Source organism: Streptomyces sp. NPDC006476, from assembly GCF_040612015.1.
GTDB lineage: Bacteria > Actinomycetota > Actinomycetes > Streptomycetales > Streptomycetaceae > Streptomyces > Streptomyces griseorubiginosus_B.
The window spans coordinates 53,269-75,040 of record NZ_JBEXPK010000026.1 but is presented as its reverse complement, the minus strand read 5'-3'; the positions used below and the strand labels follow the sequence as shown (position 1 = coordinate 75,040).

Below are 21,772 nucleotides of genomic sequence, written 5' to 3'. Positions count from 1 at the left end.
GTCACTTGCTCTGCAGCGTGCCCAGCGCTTCGGGGTCCTCCGCCAGCGCGGTGGCCGCCGCCTTCCAGCCGGTGTCCCCGGGGTGAAGGGCGCTGCGCAGGTAGGCCGAGCTGAGCTGCTGGATCAGGGCGACGCGCGCGGGATTCTCATCCGTCGTCTCGACGACCGTGTACCCGCAGATGCCGCCGAGCGAGTGCTCGCCCCCGAACAGCGTGAGCAGGCTCTTGTCGCCCGGGCTGTAGGTGTACGGGTCGGTGAACCAGTCCGGTCCGCGCGTGGAGAGCGCGGACTGGTCATTGTCCCCGGCGACGATCAGGGCCGGAGTGGTCATGGTGTCGAAGGACGGCTTCATGAAGGGGAAGTGCTCGGCGGCGAAGGGGGTCAGGGTGTCGCCCAGGCCGGTCAGCGCGAGCAGCACACCCGCCTTCACCCGGGGGTCGGACATGTCCTGGCCGGGCTTGCCGTCGGGGCCGAGGACGCGCGCACCCAGCAGCGCGCTCGCCGTCTGGGCCCCCCAGGAGTGGCCGGCCACGGCGATGCGGTCCCGGTCGAGGCGCCCGGCGAGGCCCGGCACGGCGGCTTCGAGGACATCGAGTCCGTCCAGCACGCGCGTGAGGTCCTCGATGCGGATGCGCCAGATCCGCGGCGTACGGGGGTCCTCGGGGGGCAGACCGAGCGTCCTGGAGTCGAGGTGGGTGGGCTGGACGACCACGAAGCCCTGCGCGGCCCAGTAGTCCGCCAACGGGAGGTAACCGTCCATGGACCAGCCGAAGCCGTGCGAGAAGACGATGACGGGCAGATCGCCGCCGGTGGCGGGGGCGGACACGCGGACCTGGAGGTCCTCACCGCGGCCCGGGGCGGACAGAACGACCGGCCGCGCGGACACCACTGTGGCGGGCGCGGTCTTGGATTCAAACATGAGGGTGCCTTTCGGTACGTGCGCGACTTTGGTTCGGTGGACACCCGGCGAGCGGCGGTCGCCGCGGGCACGGGCGTGCTGAGGGCAACGGTTGGCCGTAGGCCTGCCGCTCTGCCATCATGAAGGAAACGGAACCTTGTTCCACCTAAGATACGGAACGCCGATCCGTTTCGCAAGATCGGCCGTCGAAGGAGAGCCGCGGTGAACGACGAGGGCCGGAGCCCGGGAAGCTCAGCCAGGTCGAATCGCAAGGACGCCCGGCGCAACCAGCAGGCCCTGCTGGACGCGGCCGCCGCGGTCTTCGTGGCCTCGGGCGTGGATGCGCCGGTGCGCGACATCGCGGCCAAGGCCGGCGTCGGGGTGGCCACCATCTACCGCCACTTCCCCACCCGGGCGGACCTCGTCGTCGCCGTCTACCGCCACCAGATCGACGCCTGCGCCGAAGCCGGCCCCACCCTGCTGGCGGCCGGCCCCACCCCCTATGCCGCCCTGGGGAAGTGGGTCGACCTCTTCGTCGACTTCCTCGTCACCAAACACGGCCTCGCAGCCGCGATGCAGGGCGACAGCGCCGGCTTCGAGACGCTCCACGCCCTTTTCCTCGAACGGCTCCTGCCGGTGTGCGCCCAACTCGTCGAAGCCGCCGACGCCTCCGGCGAGATCCGCCCGGGCATCGACGCCTACCACCTCATGCGCGCCATCGGAAACCTCTGCGTCGGCGCCGAAAGCGACCCCCGCTACGACGCCCGCCGAATGGTCACGCTCCTCATCGCCGGCCTACGCACGGTGCCGTGAAGCCGACCCGCCCACGGCGGGAAGGGGCCGGGGCGGGGGGTGTCCGCCCGCAGTGTCGGGCGTCAAGAAACAGCACCGCATAACCCAAAGCACCGCCCGACCGAGGACGGACACCCCCCGCCCCGGCCCCGACCCCCAACCAAACCGTAGGCACTACGCACGCCCCCACCGAAGCCGCACAGGCGCCGCAGGCATCCCGCGGCTACTCCCCCGCCTCGGTCTCCCCTGCCCCGGCCGCCGGCAGCTGCTCCTGCACCGGCCGCGCCGGAACTTGCGGCGGCACCGGCGGCACCCCCTGCTGCGCCTTCTCCAGGAACCGCAGCAGCTCCACCGGGAACGGCAGCACCAGCGTCGAGTTCTTCTCGGCCGCCACCGCGGTCACCGTCTGCAGCAGCCGCAACTGCAAGGCGGCCGGCGTGTCCGCCATCTGCTGCGCCGCCTCGGCCAGCTTCTTCGACGCCTGCAACTCCGCGTCCGCGTTGATGACCCGGGCCCGCCGCTCACGGTCCGCCTCGGCCTGCCGAGCCATCGACCGCTTCATGGTCTCGGGCAACGAGACGTCCTTGATCTCGACCCGGTCGATCGTCACCCCCCACTCGACCGCCGGACTGTCGATCATCAACTCCAGTCCCTGATTGAGCTTCTCCCGATTGGACAGCAGATCATCCAGCTCGCTCTTGCCGATGATGCTCCGCAACGAGGTCTGAGCCATCTGCGCCACAGCGAACCGATAGTCCTCGACCCGCACCACGGCCTCCGCGGGCCCGGTCACCTTGAAGTACACGACGGCGTCCACCCGCACGGTGACGTTGTCCCGGGTGATCCCCTCCTGCGCGGGCACCGGCATCGTCACGACCTGCATGTTGACCTTCTGCAGCCGGTCCACGAACGGCACGATCATCGTGAACCCCGGCCCGCGCACCTCGTCGCGCAGTCTGCCCAGCCGGAACACCACCCCGCGTTCGTACTGCTTGACGACCCGCGCCGCCGCCATCACGTACACCGCCCCGGCTGACGCGAGGGTCACTCCCGCCGCCACCAGCGCCTCGACCATGTCGGCCCCCAGGGGACTGAGCGCTACCTGTACTCCGAAGGTAACTCCGCCACCCGAACAAGAGGGAGCCCCCGCACACCGGTTGCGTACGGGGGCCACTCACAACCGGACGTCAGCCGATGCTCACGCCGTAGTAGCTCAGCGCCTCGGTCACCGGCTGGAAGAAGGTCGTACCGCCGGAGCTGCAGTTGCCGCTGCCACCGGAGGTCAGCCCGTACGCCACACTGCCGCCGTACAGCGGACCACCGCTGTCGCCGCCCTCGGCGCACACCGTGGTCTGGATCAGACCGTAGACGACGTCACCGCTGCCGTAGTTGACGGTGGCGTTCAGCGCGGTGACCCGCCCGCTGTGCGTACCGGTGGTCGATCCACGGCGGTACACGGTCGTGCCCACGCTCGGCGTGGCCGCGCTGGTGATGGTCTGGCTGCCGACCGTGCTCGGGTGCGAGATGGAGGAGTTGGTGTAGCGCACCAGCGCGAAGTCGTTGCCCGGGAAGCTGTAGCCCACGTTGGTGCCGAGCACCGTGGAGTGGCCGGAGTTGGAGTACCAGGTGGAGGCGACCTCACCGCAGTGGCCGGCGGTCAGGAAGTAGTAGGTGCTCCCGCTGTGCACGTTGAAGCCCAGGGAGCAGCGGTACTGTCCGCCGTAGATGGCGTCGCCGCCGGAGATCAGCGGCTTGAACTGCCCGGCCGAGCGCTTGATGGTGAGGGCCCCGGCGTTGGCGCCGGCCTCGCGCTTGATCTTGGCGATCTCGGCCTTGGAGACCGTGCTGTCGACGGTGACCAGGACACGGTTGGTCTTGCTGTCGACGGCCCAGGCGGTGCCGGGGACATCGGCCTTGAGCACCGAGGCGTCCGCACTCTTGAGCGCGCTCGCGCTGAAGGTGGGGGACTCGGACGCGTTCGCGCTGGGGACCGCGATCGCGGCGGCGGCCACGAGACCGGTGGTGACGGCGATCAGCCGGGTCCGTCTCGAAATGCCGCTGCGAGGGGTGGTGCGCTTGATCCTCACGTTCGTTCCTCCCAAGGGGAAGTCGGGGGGCCCGCGTGGGGTCGGGGCCCCGTGAGGCGCAGCCCGGGGCATGATCGTCCGGGTTCCGGACAAGCCGTGCCCCTGACAAGCGCTTGTCGGGGAGTATTCGGCCGAACGACCGCTAGCCGCAAGGGCGCCTTTCGGCCGTCAGCCTGTGAACGAACCATGCGTTTTGGCCAGGCACGCCCTGGTTCGGCGCGGACCGCCGGCCTCGCTGCCCCGGGTCCCGGCGCGTTGCGGCATCGGGGTCGAAGTCCCGTACTTCTCACGCCTCTTCGCGCACCAACACAACCACCCACCGCTCTCCGCACCGAGCGCCACGTCGACGTCTGCCGTCCGCATCCGGCGGATGTCCGGAAGTCGACCGTCCGGATCGTCGTCGGTCCTGCGGGCTCCCCCGCACCACTCAGGCGCCGGGGTGGTCCAGGCCGAGATGGGAGCGGAGGGTCGAGCCCCGGTACTCCGTGCGGAACACCCCGCGTTCCTGGAGCAGCGGCACCACCCGGTCCACGAACTCGTCCAGTCCGCCCGGGGTGAGATGCGGTACGAGGATGAAACCGTCGGCGGCGTCCCGCCGCACGAACTCCTCCAGCTCGGCGGCGACGGCGTCCGGGGTCCCGATGAAGGACTGCCGGGCGCCCGCCTCGATCACGGTCTCCCGGATGGACAGTCCCTTCTCCTTGGACAGGGCACGCCACTTCTCGGCGATCACGACGGTGTCGCCGCGCCGAGTCCGCCCCTGGGTGATCGCCGAGTCAGCCACCGGGTCGATCTCGGGGAGCGGCCCGTCGGGGTCGTACGCCGACAGGTCGACGCCCCAGATCTGCTCCAGGGCGAGGATCGCGTTCTGCGGGGAGACCTGCTGCCGCCGGATCTCGGTGGCCCTCTCCTGTGCCTCGGCGGCGGTGTCGCCGAGGACGACGGTGACGCCGGGCATGATCTTCAAGTCCTCCGGTTCCCGGCCGTACTTGGCGAGGCGGCGCTTCACATCGGCGTAGAAGGCGCGCCCCGCCTCCAGCGAGCCCTGCCGCGGCCTGTGCCATCCCGGGGGGCAACCCCCGGACCCCCAGCCGGAAAAGATCACGTCGGCGGTGGAGGCGGCGAACTCCCGCCCTTCTCCCGAGTCCCCCGCCTGGATGACCACCGGATGACCCTGCGGTGAGCGCGGCACGGTGAACTCACCCGCGATGTCGAAGTGCCGCCCGCGGTGGGCGAACGGCCGGCTGACGCCGTCCGGCGTCCAGGAGTCCCACAACTTCCGCGCCACCTCGACGAACTCGGCGGCTCGCGTGTACCGGTCGGCGCGGTCGAGGAAGCCGCCGCGGCGGAAGTTCTCGCCGGTGAAGGCGTCGGAGGAGGTCACCACGCTCCAGGCGGCCCGGCCGCCGCTGAGGTGGTCCAACGTGGCGAATCTGCGGGCGAGTTCGTAGGGCTCGTTGAAGGTGGCGTTGACGGTGGCGGCGAGCCCGAGATGCTCGGTCACCCCCGCGAGGGCGCCCAGCACGGTGAGCGACTCGGGGCGTCCCACCACGTCCAGGTCGTGGATGCGGCCCTTGTGCTCGCGCAGTCTCAGTCCCTCGGCGAGGAAGAAGAAGTCGAACAGGCCGCGTTCGGCGGTGCGGGCGAGGTGCTCGAAGGACGAGAAGTCGATCTGCGACCGCGACCGTGGATCCGCCCACACGGTGGTGTTGTTGACGCCGGGGAAGTGGGCCGCCAGGTGGATCTCTTTTCGAGGCCGCACGGTCATGACGTTCCCCCTGCCACGGCGTACCGGTTGGCGGGCCTGGCCAGGCCCAGGTGCTCCCGGAGCGTGCTGCCCGGATAGAAGGTGCGGAACAGCCCGCGGTGCTGCAGCAGCGCCACCGTGCCGTTGACGAGCCGCTCCAGGTCACGGCGCGGCTCGGCGGGTGTGAGGTGGAAGCCGTCCACGACACCGTCGGTGTACCAGGCGGTGATCAGCTCGGCGAGGTCCACCGGGCCGCCCCGGTACAGCGGGCCCTGCGCGGTCTGCCGGGGCCCGCCGCCGCCATGCCCCGGCTCGGCCGCGTGCTCCCCGTCACCGAGATCGACGAGCAGGCTCGCGAGAACGCGCAGGGTGTCGGGATCCCGCCCGAACTCGGCGGCCGAGGCACGCAGTTGATCCCGTACGGCGGCGGCCTGAGCGGCGCTGGCGGCGCGCACGAGGACCACGTCGGCGTACCGGGCCGCGGTGCGCCGGGCCTGCCCTTCGGTCGCGTCGACCACCCGGACGGGGTGGCCCTGCGGGGGACGCGGCACGATCGAGGGGCCCTTCACGGAGAAGCCCGCGCCCTCGAAGTCGACGTGGTGCAGCTTGTCGCGGTCGATGAAGCGGCCGGTGCTCACGTCCCGTATCTCGGCGTCGTCCTCCCAGCTGTCCCACAACCTGGCGGCCACGTCGGCCACTTCGCCGGCCTCGCGCCACAACCCCTCGGCGGGAGCGGCGTGCCGGCGGCCGAAGAGACGGGCCTCGCCCTCGGTGGTCGATACGTCGATCCGCCAGCCGGCCCGGCCCCGGCTGACCCAGTCGAGGGTGGCGACGGCGGCCTGGACGTGGAAGGGCTCGGTGTGCGTGGTGGTGACGGTGGGGACCAGGCCGACGCGGCTGGTGGCGGGCGCGACCCGGGACAGGACGGCGAGCGCGTCGGGCCCGGGCCGGGCGAAGGTGTCGCCGAGCGTCACGAAGTCCAGCCCGCCCCGCTCGGCGAGCCGCGCCAGCTCGACGTACGGGCCGGCGTCGAACACCGTCGGCTGATCGAGAGCGGCGGACAGGTGCAACAGCCCCCGGCCGTGCGATGAGGTCATGTAGAGGAACCTTTCGAAGAGCCTTGGATGGAAGAACCCGCGCACGCTCGGTACGACCCCCACACGACGACGCCCCACGCTTCCGCGAACGCCCCGGACCGCCCACACCGCGACCCGCACACCACCGGGACAACCCGGCCGGCCCACGCCACGAACGACCCGGACCGCACACCGCCACGGCCGACCCGCAACGCACGCCTGCGCGGACAACCCGGACCGCACACCGCCGTACGACCCGGACCGCACACCGCCACGGACGACACGGACTGCACACCGCCACGGACGACACGGGCTACGCACCGCCCGGACACCCCGGGCTGTGATCACCGCCAAGGACAACCCGGGTCGCAATCACCGCGAGGGATCCGGCTTCGCACCACCGCCGAGCACCCGGCCCACACCACCCGGAGGATCCGGGCTTCATGCCACTGCGGACAACCCAAGCTTCACCGCCGATGACCCAGGCTTCACCACTGCGGCCCACCCGCGCTCCACCATCGCCGAGGACCTGAGCCTCACCACCGCCGACGACCCGCGCCACACCACCGCCCACGCCCCGGGCCTCACCACCACGGCCCACCCGCGCTCCACCACCGCCCACGACCCGAGCTCCACCACCACCGCCAACAACCCGCGCCACACCACCGCCCACGCCCCGGGCCTCACCACCACGGCCAACAACCCGCGCCACACCACCGCCCACGCCCCGGGCCTCACCACCACGGCCCACCCGCGCTCCACCACCGCCCACGACCCGCGCCCCACCACCACGGACCACCCCCGCTTCACACCACCCCGAACCCGCCGCGCTTCCAGCCGCCACGCCCGCTCCAGCGGCCACGCCCGCTCCGGCCGTCACGCGAGCCCCGGCCACCACGCCCGCTCCGGCCGTCACGCCGCTGCCCGGGAGGCCAGTTCCGTCAGGAAGCGCAGTGCCGCCCGTGCCGTCGCGTCGTTCTGGCGGAACGCGGGGCCGCCCGTGCGCGGCCGGGTGAAGGCGCCCGGGGTGCGGCCGTCGGTGTAGGGGCCGAGCGCGAAGCGGCGGGGGTGCGGTCGCCCGGCCCGGTCGAGGATCCGTCCGTCGCCGGGATCGACCCGGAGCAGCCCGTCCGCCGTCTCGGCGGCCCCGTCGGCCTGCAGCTCGCGCAACAACGGGTCCCGCGCCCGCCCGACGGTGGGCTCCGGCAGCCGCGCCTCGACCAGCGCGCGCGCCTCGACGACGGCGCCCGGCACGGTGGCACTGGCCGCCCGGAACACCCCGTCCTCCGCGGTGACGGTCATGTCGGCGCCCAGGAACTTCAGCACCCCGGCCCGGGAGAGTGCCAGCATCTGCCGCAGCCGGGGCCCGGGCGGACCGGAGGCCAGATAGCTGAAGAACCCGTGCCACCAGGGCCCGATGTCACCGAGCCGGATCAGCTGCCCGTAGACGGACAACAGCGCCAGGAAGACCGCCAGGTCGGGGTCGTACCGCGGATCGTGCCGTCTGCTCAGATCCCGCTCGACATATCCGCGCAGCCCCTCCTGGAACTCGTCCAGCGACCCGTACCGCACCCCGTCCAGGGGCCGGTCGAGCGCGGCGAGGTCCAACCGGTCCACGGGATCGGGCACGGCGGACGCGACCAGCGCCTGGATCTCCGCCCCGCTCCCCGCCGCGTACTTCTCCTCGAAGTCGGCCCAGGACATCGCGGTCCGCTCCGGGTGCACGGTGAACAGCCGGTGGTAGTGGGCGAACCCCAACTCCTTCTCCACCAGCGGCCACACGTCCCGCCGGAAGTCGAACCCGCCCGGCTTGGCGAGCAGTTCGCCGACCTCGCGGGGCCCGAAGAACCGCGGCAGCGGCGGCCGCTCACCACTCCAGTCGTAGCCGATCTTGGAGTGGTACGGCACCCCGCGCCGCGACCCGACGTACAGCACCGGCTCCCGCCCGGACGGCACATAGGTGTCGCCCTCGTACCGCCCGCCCCGCCCCTCGGTGAGCAGCACCATCAGGTCGACGAAGGCCAGCCCGAACCCGCGGACCAGGACCGGTTGACCAGCCCGGAGCGGGGACAGATCGCTGTCGGCGGTGAAGTCGGGCGGCAGGTGCACCAGCCCGTGTTCACGGGCGTAGTCGGCCAACTCGCGCTGCTGCTCGTCGAGTTCCGCGTCGAGATGGCCGATGGCCAGCACCACCAGATCGGCCGGGAGGGGTCTGGAGCGGCCCTCCAGCCACACCTGCTGACGCCCCTCGCGCGGACCGTCGATCCGCAGGGCTCGCCGCGGATGGTGGTGGACGGTGACCTCCGGGGGCAGCGCGGCGACGGCCTGTTCGTGCACCCAGCGCAGATAGGAGCCCTGCAGCTGCCGGTCCGCGAAGACGCCGCCGTCGATGCCGGCCCACTCGTGCAGCGTGGGACCCTCGCGCACCGGGCCCTCCATGGCCACCGTCTCGTCGGTGAACATGGTGACGTCCTCGGCGTGCGAGTTCATCCACAGCAGCGGCGACTGCGCGGCCCGCCATATCCGTCCGGCGCCCGGCGGATGCGGGTCGACGAGATGGATGTCGAGACCCGAACCGCCGTACAGCTCGGAGGCGTTGGCGGCGATCCGCTCGATCAGACCGGTCCCCCGCGGCCCGGCCCCCACGATCACCAGGGAGTGCCGCGCGGACTCGGCGGGGAATGCGACAAGGGTGTCGGAGGACATGCGAAGGCTCCGCGACGTAGGTGGAACACGGTGGTGCCTTCACACGGATGCGCAGCAGGGCGCTGTACGGCCGAGCCCCTCAGCAGGACCGTCCGTCGACTGTACGGGGCCGTTTCCCGTCACTGTCAAGGCCGTCCAGCATATGAGCCGCACGTCTCATATCAGTTGACGCAGAACCGGATGCCTGTTCCACTTAATCCATGCATCCACAGCAGTGGCTGGTCAAGCGCTCCCACATCGACTTCGGTCGCGTGTGGTCCTCTTCCTGTTGAGCCGACCGCTCTGCCCGCGCCCTGCCCGGCGCCGCTCATCTCCTTGCTCTCGCCTTCACATGCACACCCCTCCCCTCGTGCTTTTCGCGGTCGGCCGCTAACGCACCATCGCGGCCCGCCTCCTGGGCGCAGCCCGAACCCCGATCACCCGATCCATCAGAGCGCCCAGCACATCACGCACGGAAGACCGCTCCCGTGCGTCGCACTCCAGCACCGGCACGTCACCCCCCAGGCCCAGTGCCTCGCGCACTTCCTCCAGTTCGAACCGCTCCGCCCCGTCGAAGCGGTTCACGGCCAGCACGAACGGCGCCCCCTGCGACTCGAAGTAGTCCACGGCCGGGAAACACTCCTCGATGCGCCGGGTGTCCGCGAGGACGACCGTCCCGAGGGCACCCTCCACCAGGTCGTCCCAGAGGAAGGAGAAGCGGTCCTGCCCGGGCGTCCCGAACAGGTACAGGGCGATCGTCGGGTCCAGGGTGATCCGCCCGAAGTCCAGGGCCACCGTGGTCGTCGTCTTCGACTCGACCCCGTCCAGCGAGTCGACGCCCACCGAGACCTGGGTGATCGCGGCCTCCGTGTCCAGCGGCTCGATCTCCGAGATCGACCCGATGAACGTGGTCTTCCCGACCCCGAGTCCCCCGCTCACCACGATCTTCACGGCGAGCGGCACGGTCCTGTCAGAGCGCCCGGACATGGTCCCTGATCCTTTCGAGCGTCTGGAGCGGCAGCTCCGCGGGTTGCCGGCAGGTCAGCTGACCCGCGACGACGAGGTCGGACACGAGCACCTTGGCGACACCGAGCGGCACACCCACCCGCGACGCCACCTCCGCGACCGTGGTCGGCTGCTCGCACACGGCGACGATGTGCCGCCGTTCGAAGGTCAGCGTCTCGTCGGGCACACCGACGGCCACGACCAGCGTCTCCAGCCGGAGGTCCGCCCGGAGCGGCTCGGCCCGGCCGCCGGTGATGATGAACGGCCGGACGAACGTCGCGTCCTCAACCGGTTCTACGTCCATGGGGAGTTCGCCGTTCACCGCGGCAACGCCTGCCGCAGATCGGCGATGAGCGTGGGCGTGAGCAGATCACCCGCCCGCTCCGCGAGCACCGCCATCTCATAGCCGACCAGGCCCAGTTCACCGCTGCTGTCGGCGAGCACCCCGAGACAGCTGCCGTCCCGGATCGCGGAGACGAGCAGGAATCCGCGCCCCATCTCGATCATGATGAGCTTGACCCCGTCGAAGCCGTACCGCTTGGACGCGCTGCGCGCCAGGCTGCTCAGCCCCGACACGATCGCCGCGAGATGGTCGGCCTCCGTCCTCCCGAGCCCGTCGGACACGGCGATCAGCAGCCCGTCGGAGGAGACGGCGACCGCGTCCCGTACCCCGTCGGTGCTCCGGACGAAGTTGGCGAGCAGCCAGTTGAAGGTCTGCGAGTCGTTGTGGGCGTCCACGGTGGTCACTTGGCGTCACCCTCACCCTGTTCGGCGGACCGCTGCCTGTCCTGCTGCTTGTCCTGCTCCTTCTCCTTCTCCACGCTGATCCCGCCCCGCATGTGGGCGCTGCGCAGGGTGGAGAGCATCCCGGAGATCTCCTCGGGGCTCCGGTCGGGGGTCGGCCCGGCGGGCGCCGGCCGCTGCGGCCGGTCCGTCTCGCTGACGGCGTCCGCGATCGCGCTGCGCTGGGGCCGCTTGACGAGCCCGTTGCGGGTACGGGCGGCGGAGGCGCCCTTCACGCCGGCGCTCCTGCCCTCGTTCCTGTTCTCGTCCACGCTCGGCTTCGCTTCCGCCGCCACGGTGACCGGCTCGGCGGCCGGCACCTCCGTCTCCTTGCGCGGTGCGGGCAGTACCGCCTTGTCCGCCGTCCTGTCCGCCGCCTTCTTCGGCGGAGCCTCCGTCAGCAGTGAGGTCGGGATCAGCACCCGGGCGACCACACCGGCCGCCGGCGCCTCCCCGAGCCGTACCTCGATGCCGCACTTGCGGGCGAGGGCGCCGACCACGAAGTGGCCGAGGAACCGGGTGGGTTCGGCCATGAAGCTGGCGGTGCCGGCCGTACGTTGGCCTCCGCGAGCGCCTGGGCGTCCATGCCGAATCCGTGGTCGACGATCGCGACCAGGTAGCCGGCACTGGTGCGCCGCCCCTCGATCTCGACGTCGGAGTCCGGCGGGGAGAAGCTGAGCGCGTTCTCGACCAGCTCGGCGAGCAGATGGGCGACTTCGGCGACGACGGAGCCGGTGATGTGCGCGGGTTCGATCCGCCGCAGGGTGACCCGGCGGTACTCCTCGACCTCGGAGAGCGCGGCGCGCAGCACGTCGGTGAGGGCGAGCGGGGTGGCCCAGGGGCGGGGGCTGGACTCACCGGCGAGCACCAGCAGGCTTTCGGCGTTGCGGCGCATCCGGGTGGCGAGGTGGTCGAGTTCGAAGAGGTTGGCCAGGGTGGCCGGGTCGGCGTCCTCGTGCTCCAGCTTGTTGATGAAGCTGATCTGCCGGCGGACCAGGTTCTGGTTGCGGCGGCCCAGGCTGACCAGGGAGTCGGTGGCGTTGCGGCGCAGCACGGCCTGTTCGGTGGCGAGGTCGAAGGCGGCGCGCTGGACGCGGTCGAAGGCCTCGGCCACCTCGCGCACCTCGGCGCCCGTCCTGCCGGGGAGGGTCAGTGGGGCGGGTGGTTCGGGGGTCTCCCCGGAGGCGGTGTTCTGGACGGCGGCGACGGCGCGCGGCAGTCGTTCGCCGGCCATCTCCCGGGCTTGCTGGGCGAGTTCGACGAGCGGCGCGGAGACGGACCGTACACAGTCGAGGGCCAGGGCGCCGAGTGCGGCGACGGTGCCGAGGGCGAGCAGCGCGAACAGCAACAGGTCGCGCTGGGCGGCGCTCTCCAGCTCGGCGGCGCGGTTCTCGACGTCGGCGCCGAGCGAGACCTGCACCTGGCGCAGTCCGTTGATGGTGGAGGTGGTGGCGTCCCACCAGGCCATCGGCGGGATGTCGCGGGAGCCGAGCCGTCCGCCGCCGTGCACCGCGGTGCTCTCGTACGCCAGCATGCGCTCGGCGTCCGGTGTGGTCAGGGCCGCGTTCAGGCGCCGTTCCTGGGCGGCGGTGGCCGAGCGCGGGAAGGCGGCGAGGGCGGCGAGCCGGCCGGCCCGGATCTGCATGAAGCGGCTGTAGTCCTCGCCGTGGAACTTCCCGCCGCGCACCGAGCCGAGCACGATGGCGCGCTCCTCGCCGGTGAACTCCTTGGCGTTGCCGAGGGTCTGCAGCGACTGGTAGGCGTCGCGCAGAGGGCCGTCGTGGACCTCGTCGAGGCCGAGGTCGAGCCGGTCGAGGACGGTGATGGTGGTGGTGAAGTAGTCGAAGGTGTCCTTCACGACGCCGGTGTGGTCGTCCGCGTGACCGCGGATGCCGGCGAGCCCGTCGAGCCGTCCGAGCGACTCGCGCACGGAGTCGGCGGCGCGGTCGCTGCGGCCCTTCAGCGCCTTGTCCAGCGCGGTGCGGGCGGCGTCGGTGGCCTCGCGCTGGGCGGGCAGCTTGGCCTTGAACTGCCAGACGCCGCCGACGTATCCGGTGGTGAGGCCGCGTTCCTTCTGCAGCTCGTGGACGAGGCCCTGGAGGGTGATCTCCAGGCGTGCGTTGTCCTCGGTGGCGGATGCGTTGCGGTAGGCGGAGATCTGCTCGCCGGCGGCGAGCCCGAGCAGCGCCAGCAGGACCGCCAGGGCGAGGATGAGGATCCTCAGCAGTCTGGTGCGGATGCTGGTGGTCGCTCGGGATGTGACGCTTGCTGTGACGTCCACGGAAGTGCCTTATATGAGGGGCGGGTCGGGGGGAGGAAGAAACTGTTCTGCTCCCGCCCAACGACTTTCACGAGGCGACGGTCACCGGATCATGTTTTTGTTTTACGTCCCGGAAACAGGATCTCCGGGAAACACCAGGTGGCCGCCGGACCGCGCGCATCCCGTATACGCCACTGTCGGTAGCCGGTTCAGCAACCGCAGTCGCAGCCGCAGTCACAGCAGTCGCATCCGTCGCACTCCCCGCAGCACTGGCAGCAGTTGCAGCAGTCCCCGCAGTCCGCGCAGTCGGAGCAGCTCGCGTCGCGGCACAGTCCGTCCCTGCGCTCACGGCTCCAGGGGTCCTCGTACTCGCCGCAGCACACCTGGCAGGTGCAGGCCAGCCCCGCCCACACCGCGCACCCCGCGAGCAGTCCGCGCCGGTCGCGCCGGGGCGGCTGGGGCGGCGGCCCGCCGGGGGAGCCGGGCGGCGCGTACGGTCCCGCGAGCGAGGGCGTCGAGCGGTGTGCGCAGGACGCCGAACCGAAGGCGCGGTCGACGGAGGCGCGCAGTTCGTGCACGAGCAGCCGGTGGGCGAGCTTCCCGTCAGCGAACTCCACCTCCCGCAGCGCGAGCCGGATCCCGTGCAGCGCGTCGTCCGCGAGCCGTCGTGCCTCGGTGAGCGGGGTCCCGGTCGCGGTGAGCGGGTTCCAGGCACCCGACGCCGCGTCAGCTTCCCTGTCCTCCACGGCGTCCAGCAGATGCGCGAGCCGCCCGAACAGCCGCCCGGCCTCGGCGAGCGGCTCGGCGTTGCGGGGCCTGCCTGCGAGAACGGCCGTGTGGGCGAAGGCCGCGGCGGTCGCGGTCTCGGTCGGCTCGGTGACCGTGAGCAGGGGCGTGCCCGGTCCGGCGAGCGCCTCGATGCCGAGTTGCCGGTCCACGGCGTCCACCAGCACGGCCGTGTCGAAGCCGACGTCGGCTCCCGTACGGGCCCCCGCCGCGCCCCAGCTCGCGGCGACCCGGCGGGCCGCGAGCGCCACGGGCCTTCGCGCCAGCAACCCGTCGCCGTCGGCGACATGGTCGCGCACCTTGGCCGAGGCGAGCACCAGGGAGACGGCGGCCGCGAGCCGCGCGCCCTCGCCCCGGGCGACGGAGGCGGTGCGCATCCCGCGCAAGGGGCACGGGCCCGCCGTACGCCGCCAGATGCCCGCCTTTTCCGCCTGAGCCTCCGTCAGAACGGATATGAGGAGCCCGTCGTAGTTGGTGACGACCCGAGCGAACTGTCCGTGGTCCCCGCGCAGCGCGAGACACAGTCCGCACAAGTGCGCCATCCACTGGGACTTGAGATTCTCACCGAGCCGATGGGTGCAGGGCCTGACGATTCCGAACATGGTGATCCCCCGTGACGCGTGTGACTTCCCGGGCCGTTGGCACGGCGCTGAGCTGCCGCATCGTATCGATCGTCCGTTCACCCGGACGCATCGTCCATCACCCGTACGCCACGAAGAATCATATTTCACTCACAGTCAGCAGCCGCATACATCAAGACCCTTGGGGCACCCGGGCTCTCGACGTATTCGCTGTGCACCAGTACCGTCACAAACCCCCCGCGCGGCGTCTATCCACTTGGCGCGACGTCCGCATCATGGATGACCATAGGGATGCGGAAAGCAAAAAAGACCGCTGTGAGAGGAGGCGTCCATGGGATCGGTACGCAAAGCGAGTGCCTGGCTCGGCCTCGTCGACGACAACGACGACGAGCGTTACTACGACGACGACTACTCCGAAGGGACCGAGCAGCCCGGGGATGCCTGGGTCACCGACCCGCGGGTCAAGGTGGCCTCGGACGTCGCCGAGGAGAAGGGCCGCCGCATCGGCACGGTGACCCCGGACAGCTTCCGGGACGCGCGCGCCATCGGCGAGCTGTTCCGTGAGGGCGTCCCGGTGATCGTGAACCTCACGGCCATGGAGGCGGCCGACGCCAAGCGTGTCGTCGACTTCGCGGCCGGGCTGACCTTCGGCCTGCGCGGCACCATCGAGCGGGTCGCCAACCGGGTCTTCCTGCTGACCCCGGCGAACACCGAGATCGTCAGCGGTGAGCCGGCCGCACGCCGTGAGGACGGTTTCTACAACCAGAGCTGAGGCAGGGCCGCTCACCGGCCCTGCCCCGCGCAGGGGTCACCGGAAGGCGTCGAGCCCGGTGAGTGCCTTGCCCAGCACGAGCTGGTGCATCTCGACGGTGCCCTCGTACGTCAGCACCGACTCGAGGTTGGTCGCGTGCCGCATGACGGGGTATTCGAGGGAGATCCCGTTGGCGCCGAGGATCGTACGGGCCGTCCGGCAGATCTCGATGGCCTCGCGCACGTTGTTGAGCTTGCCGAAGCTGACCTGCTCGGGACGCAGGCGGCCGGCGTCCATGCGCCGCCCGAGGTGATGGGCGAGCAGGATCCCCTTGTGCAATTCGACCGCCATGTCGGCGAGCTTGGCCTGGGTGAGCTGGAAGCCGCCGATGGGCCGTCCGAACTGCTCCCGCGTCTTCGCGTAGTCCACCGCGGCCTCGAAACACGACCGGGCCGCACCCATCGCGCCCCACACGATCCCGTACCGGGCGTGGGACAGACAGCTCAGCGGTCCCTTGAGCCCCACGACCTCCGGCAGGACGGCGTCGCCGGGCAGTCTCACGTCGTCGAGCACGAGTTCGCTCGTCACACTCGCCCGCAGTGACCACTTGTGCTTGATCTCGGGCGCGGAGAACCCGGCGCTGTCGGTGGGCACGACGAACCCGCGGATCCCCTCCTCGGTCTGCGCCCACACCACGGCCACCCCGGCGACGGAGCCGTTGGTGATCCACATCTTCCGTCCGCTGAGCACCCAGTCGGTGCCGTCGCGCTTGGCGGAGGTCCGCATGGAGGCGGGGTCGGACCCGTGATCGGGTTCGGTGAGTCCGAAGCACCCGATGACCTCACCGCTCGCCATCCGCGGCAGCCAGGTCTGCTTCTGCTCCTCGCTGCCGAACCGGTGGACGGCGTACATGGCGAGGGATCCCTGCACGGAGACCAGCGACCGGATCCCGGAGTCGGCGGCCTCCAGTTCCAGGCAGGCGAGCCCGTACTGCACGGCACTGGCCCCGGCGCACCCGTACCCGTCGAGGGACATGCCGAGGGCTCCGATGCCGCCGAGTTCCCTGGCCAGTTCCCGGATCCCGGGCAGCTCGCCCTTCTCGTACCACTCGGCGACCCGCGGCAGCACCCGGTCCGCAGCCCAGGCCCGCACGGTGTCGCGCACCGCCAGGTCCTCGGGTTCCAGCAGGTCGTCGATGCCGAGGGGGTCGGCGGGGTCGAACGGGGGCAACTTCGAGGACGCGGACATCAGAACACCCTCCGGCACACGAAAACTAGCAGCGCTAGTTACGACTCTGGGGCCGACGTTACGACGCAGTGTCCCGCACGTCCAGTGAGCGGCCCACGCGGAGGGGTGAGCGGCCTACGCGGAGACACGGGACTGCGCGACCTCCCGGGGCGCCGGCAGCTCCACCGGTGCCGCCGCCTCCGCGCACTGCATGACCCGCGGCAGCCGCAGCGCCATCACCGCGCCCAGCAGCAACAGGACCGCGCTGACCAGCAGCGTCACATGCAGTCCGTGCACGAAGGAGTCCCGGGCCGCGCGGCGCAGGGCGACGCCGACCGGGCCGCCGAGACGCCCGGCGACATCGTAGGCCTCGCCCAGCGAGTGCGCCGCGGAGGCCGACGCCGAGGCGGGGACACCGGGAACGGAGGACAGGCCGGGCGCGTACGCCGCGTTCATGACGCTGCCGAGCAGCGCGATCCCGATCCCCGCGCCCAGCTGGTACGAGGTCTCCCCGACCGCCGCCGCGCCACCGGCCTGGGCCGGCGGGGCCTCGCTCAGCATCGACTCGTACGCCCCGAAGAGCGTCGTCTCCAGCCCGAAGCCCAGCAGAACGAAGCCGAACAGCAGCAGGGGCGGGTTGTCGGTGGCGCCCATCAGCGTCAGCAGCAGCACCGCCCCCGCCGTCACACAGAACCCGAAGCACACCATCGCTCGCGGCCCGAACCGGCGCAGCATCCGCGCCCCGACCAGTCCCGCGGCCATCGCCGCGAAGGTCAGCGGCAGCAGCCGCAGGCCCGTCTGGAGCGGCGACAGATCGAGCACCAGCTGCAGATACTGCGCCGCGATCAGCTCCAGGCCCACCAGCGCGAGCATCGCCAGCACGATGCAGCCCACCGAGGTGCTGAACGCCGGACGGGCGAACATACCGAGGTCGACCAGCGGGTGCGTGCGCCGGCGCTGCCGCCGTACGAAGAACACCAGCAGCACCGCCCCCACCACCAGCGGGGCCAGGGTGAACGCGCTGCCCGCCGGCTCGCCGCCGCCGAGCCGCTTCACCCCGAACACGACACCGAAGAGCCCGGCGGCGGCCATCAGCGCGCCGACCACGTCCCAGGGCCCGTCGCCCGAGCCCCGCGACTCCGGCAGCAGCATCCGCCCCACCGGCAGGCTGACCAGCATCAGCGGGATGTTGACGAGGAAGACCGAGCCCCACCAGAAGTGCTCGAGGAGGAAGCCGCCGAGCAGCGGTCCGACCGCCGCGCCGACCGCGGCGACCGCGCTCCACACGCCGATCGCCAGCGCCCGCTCCCGCCGGTCGGGGAAGACCTGGCGCAGGATCGACAGCGTGGCCGGCATGATCATCGCGCCGCCGACGCCGAGCAGCGCGCGGGCGAGGATGAGGATCTGCGGGTCCTGGGCGAGGGCCGCCAGAGCGGAAGCGATGCCGAAGAGGCCGTAGCCGAGGAGCAGGATCCGTCTGCGGCCGACGCGGTCGCCCAGCGTGCCGAAGAGGATCAGCAGCGAGGCGCAGACGAGCGGGTAGACGTCGACGATCCAGAGCAGCTCTATCGCGCCAGGCCTGAGGTCCTCGGTGACCGCGGGGACCGCGACGTGCAGCACGGTCGCGTCCACGGCGACCAGCAGCAGGCTCACACAGAGCACGACGAGGACGACCCAGCGGTTGGCACCGGCCCCGGCCGCCCGACGGCGCAGCGCTGCGGCCGTGGTCGTCCCGGACATGTACGTACCTCCCAGATGCTTCCTCGCGTTCGGCGGGCATCACGGGGTGGGGACTCCCCGTGATCTCGGCCGGGGAGGAGCGGCTGTCCCCGGCCCGCGCAACGAAGGCGAGTGACTCGTCAGCGTACGCGAGTTCCCGCCACGTTCACGTGGCGGACCTCTCAGACGCGCACATAACTCGTGTGGCGTACGCCACTCCCCCTCACCTGGGAGCACGTGGCACCGGGGCCGCCGGTTCCGGCCCCGTTGATAATCGAGCCCGTGACGGATCTTGCGACGCGCCCCGCGCCACCCGCCGGCCGGGCCCTGCGCCGCGCGGCCCCGGCCCTCCTCGGGTACGCGGCCGTGCGCGCGCTGGGCCTGCTCGTGCTGGCGGTGTGGAGCGGGGCGCGCGGCAAGAGCGCGTACACGCTGCTGACGGCTCGCTGGGACTCGCTGTGGTACACGCGGGTCGCCGAGCTCGGTTACGGCTACGAGGTGCGGCTGCCGAACGGGGACGTGCACTCCAACCTGGCTTTCTTCCCGCTGCTGCCCTGGCTGGAGCGGCTGCTGCACTCGTTCACGCCCCTGTCGTACGCCGGAGCGGGTTTCGCCGTCAGCCTGCTCGCCTCGCTCGCGGCGGCCTGGGGGATCTTCGCGGTCACGGAGCTGGTGCACGGCCGCCGGACCGCGGTGTGCGCCGTGCTGCTGTGGGCCGTGCTGCCCGTGGGGATCGTGCAGTCGATGGCGTACAGCGAGTCGCTGTTCACCGCGCTCGCCGCCTGGGCGCTGTACGCGGTGCTGACCGGCCGCTGGCTGACGGCGGGCGCGCTGGCCGCGCTGGCGGGGCTGACCCGGCCGGTCGGGCTGGCCGTCGTGGCGGCGGTGTGGGTGGCCGGCATTACCTCTTTCGTGCGGAACCGGAGCGCGCCGGACGCGGACGGCGCCCCCGTGGGCGCTCACGCCCTTGCATCGGCCGCAGAGGGGCCCGTGGAGCGCGTCCCGCCATCGGAGGGCGCCGGGACCCCATCGCGCGCCCCCAGGGCCGTACGGTGCGCGCTGGCGCTTCTTCTCGCCCCGCTGGGCGCCGCCGGCTACGTCCTGTGGGTCGGCCACCGCACCGGCAAGGGTCCGCTGGGCTATCTCGACGTCCAGGCGGGCTGGCGCAACGGCTTCGACGGGGGCGCCGCCTTCGCCCGCTTCGTCGCCGACAAGTTCACGTCGTTCCCGTCGGCCCTCGCGGGCATCGGGATCATCGTCGGGGTCGGGCTCGTGGTGTGGCTGTACGTCGTCTGCGTACGACAGCGCCAGCCGGTTCCGCTGCTGGTGTACGCGGGCGTGGTCATCGCGCTCGCGCTGTGCGCCTCGAGCTACTTCGGCTCGAAACCGCGCCTGCTGCTGCCCGCCTTCCCGCTGCTGCTGCCGCTCGCCGTCGCCCTGGCCCGAGCGCGTACGTCCAGGTCGGCGCTGGTGGTGGGCGGTGTCGCGGTGGCGTCGGCCGTGTACGGAGCGTTCTGGCTGAACGGCTCCGGTCCGCCGTGATCGACCCTGGCGCCGCGTGAGCGCCCAGGTAAATCCCGGCCAGCTTTCGGTGAACGAATTCATAAGCCGCAGAAAACTGATTCGCGTAATGATCAAAGGAAATGAAGGACGCGGCGGCCCGCCATTGCGGATTCCCTGGAAATAAACCCCTCGCTGAGAGGAATCCCACATCACATCGTCATCACAAACCCGCTGAAGAGACGGAGAACTTACCTCACTGGCGGTAACGTCGATTGGGTGCGTACCGAACGAAACCTCACCCGTCTGGACCGGGTGTTCACCAGACTGGACCGGGAGCCGGAACGACCGGCGAACCTCGATGTCCCGAAGATGAGCCGGCACCGGGTGGCGCTGCTGACCGGCACCCTGGCGTTCTACCTGGCGATCGTGTGGGCCGTGGTGACCACCTCCTGGCTCGTGCGCCTGGACTGGCAGGTCATGTTCTTCCGGCCGTACCAGCAGTGGCACGGCATCCACTGGTTCGTCGACTACTACGTGGTCCTCGGCCAGCGCGGCCCGACCGCCGTGATGGTCGCGGCCTGGCTGGGCTGGCGCTCCTGGCGGCAGCACACGCTGCGTCCGCTGCTGACACTGGGCACCGCGCTGCTGCTGCTGAACATCTCCGTCGGCGCCGCGAAGCTCGGCATGGGCCGCCTGGGACCGCACTACGCGACCACGATCGGCTCGAACGAGATGGGTCTGGGCGGCGATATATTTCCCAGCGGTCACACCGCCAACGCCGTCGTGACCTGGGGAATCCTGGCCTATCTCGCCTCCACACCGAGGGCCCGCCGCTGGCTGTCGGCGATCTCCGCCGTGACCTCGCTGGGCGTCGGGATGGCCACCGTCTACCTGGGTACGCACTGGCTGAGCGACGTCCTACTGGGCTGGGCGGCCGGTCTGCTGGTCCTGCTCGCCCTGCCCTGGTGCGAACCGCTCATCGCCCGCGCCGAGGTCGAACTGTTCGACCTTCGCGACCGCTGGCGGGCCCGCAAGGCCGCCACGGCACCCGCACCGACCCCGGCCCCCGCGGGCTCGCCGGTGCTGCTCACAACGCGGACGACGGCTCAGGACGAGGCCTCGCACGAGCCGGCGGCCCGCTCGCCCCGGGCGCCCGTCTATCTCGCCCCCGGCCCGCACACGGCCCGCTCCGAGCGCACGCCGGTGACCCCGGTGGGCAGTCGGCGGCCACCGCACCCCGACCGCGTCTCCCGCGGCACACCGGCCTCGGCCCGCCCCGTCACGGGCGGCTGAGCGGCTCCAGGACAGCGGGGTCCGGTACGCACAACCCACGCCCCGCACGACGAAGGCCCCGGCCCCCTCATCGAGGGACCGGGGCCTTCGTGCTTGTCAGCCCTTCCAGGACCGCACCACCAGGCCGTCCTTCACCTCGAAGTTCAGCCGGCCCTGGCGGTACTCCATCGTGATGATCGCCCCCGGCGGCAGGGAGCGCACCGTGGACCAGCCGCGCTCCCGCGCACGCCGCTCGGCGCCTGCCTGGTCGAGGCCGACATACGCGTCCGGACTGTCCTCGGGCTCCGCCTGCGGAGTGGGAATCGGTGCCATGCCGCCACGCTAGGCCCTGCCCCCGGCCCACGGAACCCCGGACCGCCACGACGGGTCCCACGTGCCCCTCCGGTCACACTTCTGTCACAGGATCACGACGCGTGTTTCGGCGGCGCCGAGTCACCCGTACGGGCGGTTCCGTACGCCTTCCGCAGTCAATCGAACGTAATTCCCGCGTGTCGCTCGGGCTTGTGCAATACCCGGGCGGAAAGTGCCGTGAGAACGGCCCCCGGTCGCCGCCGGATTCGATTCCGGGCCGATTCCGGG

The 21,772-nt window shown here is 71.5% G+C and carries 19 protein-coding genes; 4 read left to right on the top strand and 15 right to left on the bottom strand.

Annotation, left to right across the window (positions count from 1 at the left end):
- Position 1: 1 nt before the first annotated feature.
- Positions 2-919, bottom strand: a complete 918-nt coding sequence (locus tag ABZZ74_RS27895; protein ID WP_356769428.1) for an alpha/beta fold hydrolase — start codon at positions 917-919, stop codon at positions 2-4.
- Between the two features lie 201 nt (positions 920-1,120).
- On the opposite strand from ABZZ74_RS27895, the gene ABZZ74_RS27890 reads away from it, so the two are divergent.
- On the top strand, positions 1,121-1,711 hold the full coding sequence (locus tag ABZZ74_RS27890) for a TetR/AcrR family transcriptional regulator (RefSeq protein WP_356769426.1): 591 nt from the start codon (positions 1,121-1,123) through the stop codon (positions 1,709-1,711).
- Positions 1,712-1,913: 202 nt separating this feature from the next.
- Here the strand turns inward: ABZZ74_RS27890 and ABZZ74_RS27885 are convergent, their stop codons facing one another.
- The 11 genes from ABZZ74_RS27885 to ABZZ74_RS27835 form a co-directional block, all read right to left on the bottom strand.
- On the bottom strand, positions 1,914-2,765 hold the full coding sequence (locus ABZZ74_RS27885; protein ID WP_356769424.1) for a slipin family protein: 852 nt from the start codon (positions 2,763-2,765) through the stop codon (positions 1,914-1,916).
- A 112-nt stretch (positions 2,766-2,877) separates the two neighbouring features.
- The gene (locus ABZZ74_RS27880) at positions 2,878-3,777 is read right to left on the bottom strand and encodes a S1 family peptidase (RefSeq protein WP_356769422.1); all 900 of its coding nucleotides are present in this window, start codon (positions 3,775-3,777) and stop codon (positions 2,878-2,880) included.
- 427 nt (positions 3,778-4,204) lie between these two features.
- Positions 4,205-5,545 (bottom strand): NtaA/DmoA family FMN-dependent monooxygenase, encoded by a 1,341-nt coding sequence (locus ABZZ74_RS27875; RefSeq protein ID WP_356769420.1) that lies wholly within the window; start codon positions 5,543-5,545, stop codon positions 4,205-4,207.
- Positions 5,542-6,621: an LLM class flavin-dependent oxidoreductase gene (locus ABZZ74_RS27870; RefSeq protein WP_356769418.1), complete on the bottom strand. Its 1,080-nt coding sequence runs from the start codon at positions 6,619-6,621 to the stop codon at positions 5,542-5,544. The genes ABZZ74_RS27875 and ABZZ74_RS27870 overlap by 4 nt, the downstream gene beginning before the upstream one ends.
- An 891-nt stretch (positions 6,622-7,512) precedes the next feature.
- A complete protein-coding gene (locus tag ABZZ74_RS27865) occupies positions 7,513-9,306 on the bottom strand; it encodes an FAD/NAD(P)-binding protein (RefSeq protein WP_356769416.1) in 1,794 nt (597 codons plus the stop codon).
- 369 nt (positions 9,307-9,675) lie between these two features.
- Positions 9,676-10,272, bottom strand: a complete 597-nt coding sequence (locus ABZZ74_RS27860; protein ID WP_356769414.1) for an ATP/GTP-binding protein — start codon at positions 10,270-10,272, stop codon at positions 9,676-9,678.
- Positions 10,256-10,594: a DUF742 domain-containing protein gene (locus ABZZ74_RS27855; protein ID WP_244374598.1), complete on the bottom strand. Its 339-nt coding sequence runs from the start codon at positions 10,592-10,594 to the stop codon at positions 10,256-10,258. The genes ABZZ74_RS27860 and ABZZ74_RS27855 overlap by 17 nt, the downstream gene beginning before the upstream one ends.
- Positions 10,595-10,608: 14 nt before the next feature.
- On the bottom strand, positions 10,609-11,037 hold the full coding sequence (locus tag ABZZ74_RS27850; RefSeq protein WP_208785709.1) for a roadblock/LC7 domain-containing protein: 429 nt from the start codon (positions 11,035-11,037) through the stop codon (positions 10,609-10,611).
- Entirely contained in the window at positions 11,034-11,606 is a 573-nt protein-coding gene (locus ABZZ74_RS27845; RefSeq protein ID WP_356769412.1) for a hypothetical protein, read from the bottom strand. The genes ABZZ74_RS27850 and ABZZ74_RS27845 overlap by 4 nt, the downstream gene beginning before the upstream one ends.
- On the bottom strand, positions 11,489-13,354 hold the full coding sequence (locus ABZZ74_RS27840; RefSeq protein WP_356769410.1) for a nitrate- and nitrite sensing domain-containing protein: 1,866 nt from the start codon (positions 13,352-13,354) through the stop codon (positions 11,489-11,491). Before ABZZ74_RS27840 ends, ABZZ74_RS27845 begins: the two co-directional genes overlap by 118 nt.
- Before the next feature lie 188 nt (positions 13,355-13,542).
- Positions 13,543-14,721 carry a DUF5685 family protein gene (locus tag ABZZ74_RS27835; protein ID WP_356769408.1) on the bottom strand — a complete coding sequence of 393 codons (1,179 nt, stop codon included), beginning with the start codon at positions 14,719-14,721 and terminating at the stop codon, positions 13,543-13,545.
- A 310-nt stretch (positions 14,722-15,031) separates the two neighbouring features.
- Here ABZZ74_RS27835 and ABZZ74_RS27830 point away from each other — a divergent pair, with 310 nt between their 5' ends.
- Positions 15,032-15,472 (top strand): cell division protein SepF, encoded by a 441-nt coding sequence (locus ABZZ74_RS27830; protein ID WP_133047262.1) that lies wholly within the window; start codon positions 15,032-15,034, stop codon positions 15,470-15,472.
- Between the two features lie 36 nt (positions 15,473-15,508).
- Here ABZZ74_RS27830 and ABZZ74_RS27825 read toward each other — a convergent pair whose 3' ends face one another.
- Both ABZZ74_RS27825 and ABZZ74_RS27820 read right to left on the bottom strand, forming a co-directional pair.
- A complete protein-coding gene (locus tag ABZZ74_RS27825; RefSeq protein WP_356769406.1) occupies positions 15,509-16,699 on the bottom strand; it encodes an acyl-CoA dehydrogenase family protein in 1,191 nt (396 codons plus the stop codon).
- A gap of 114 nt (positions 16,700-16,813) precedes the next feature.
- Entirely contained in the window at positions 16,814-18,418 is a 1,605-nt protein-coding gene (locus tag ABZZ74_RS27820) for an MFS transporter (RefSeq protein WP_356769404.1), read from the bottom strand.
- Positions 18,419-18,679: 261 nt separating this feature from the next.
- Between ABZZ74_RS27820 and ABZZ74_RS27815 the strand changes: the two genes are divergently transcribed.
- Both ABZZ74_RS27815 and ABZZ74_RS27810 read left to right on the top strand, forming a co-directional pair.
- Positions 18,680-19,939: a mannosyltransferase family protein gene (locus tag ABZZ74_RS27815; RefSeq protein WP_356769402.1), complete on the top strand. Its 1,260-nt coding sequence runs from the start codon at positions 18,680-18,682 to the stop codon at positions 19,937-19,939.
- A gap of 237 nt (positions 19,940-20,176) precedes the next feature.
- Positions 20,177-21,193, top strand: coding sequence for a phosphatase PAP2 family protein (locus ABZZ74_RS27810; protein ID WP_356769400.1), 1,017 nt, complete (start codon positions 20,177-20,179; stop codon positions 21,191-21,193).
- A 96-nt stretch (positions 21,194-21,289) separates the two neighbouring features.
- On the opposite strand, the gene ABZZ74_RS27805 is transcribed toward ABZZ74_RS27810, so the two are convergent.
- Positions 21,290-21,505, bottom strand: a complete 216-nt coding sequence (locus ABZZ74_RS27805; RefSeq protein WP_133047267.1) for an I78 family peptidase inhibitor — start codon at positions 21,503-21,505, stop codon at positions 21,290-21,292.
- Positions 21,506-21,772: the final 267 nt, after the last annotated feature.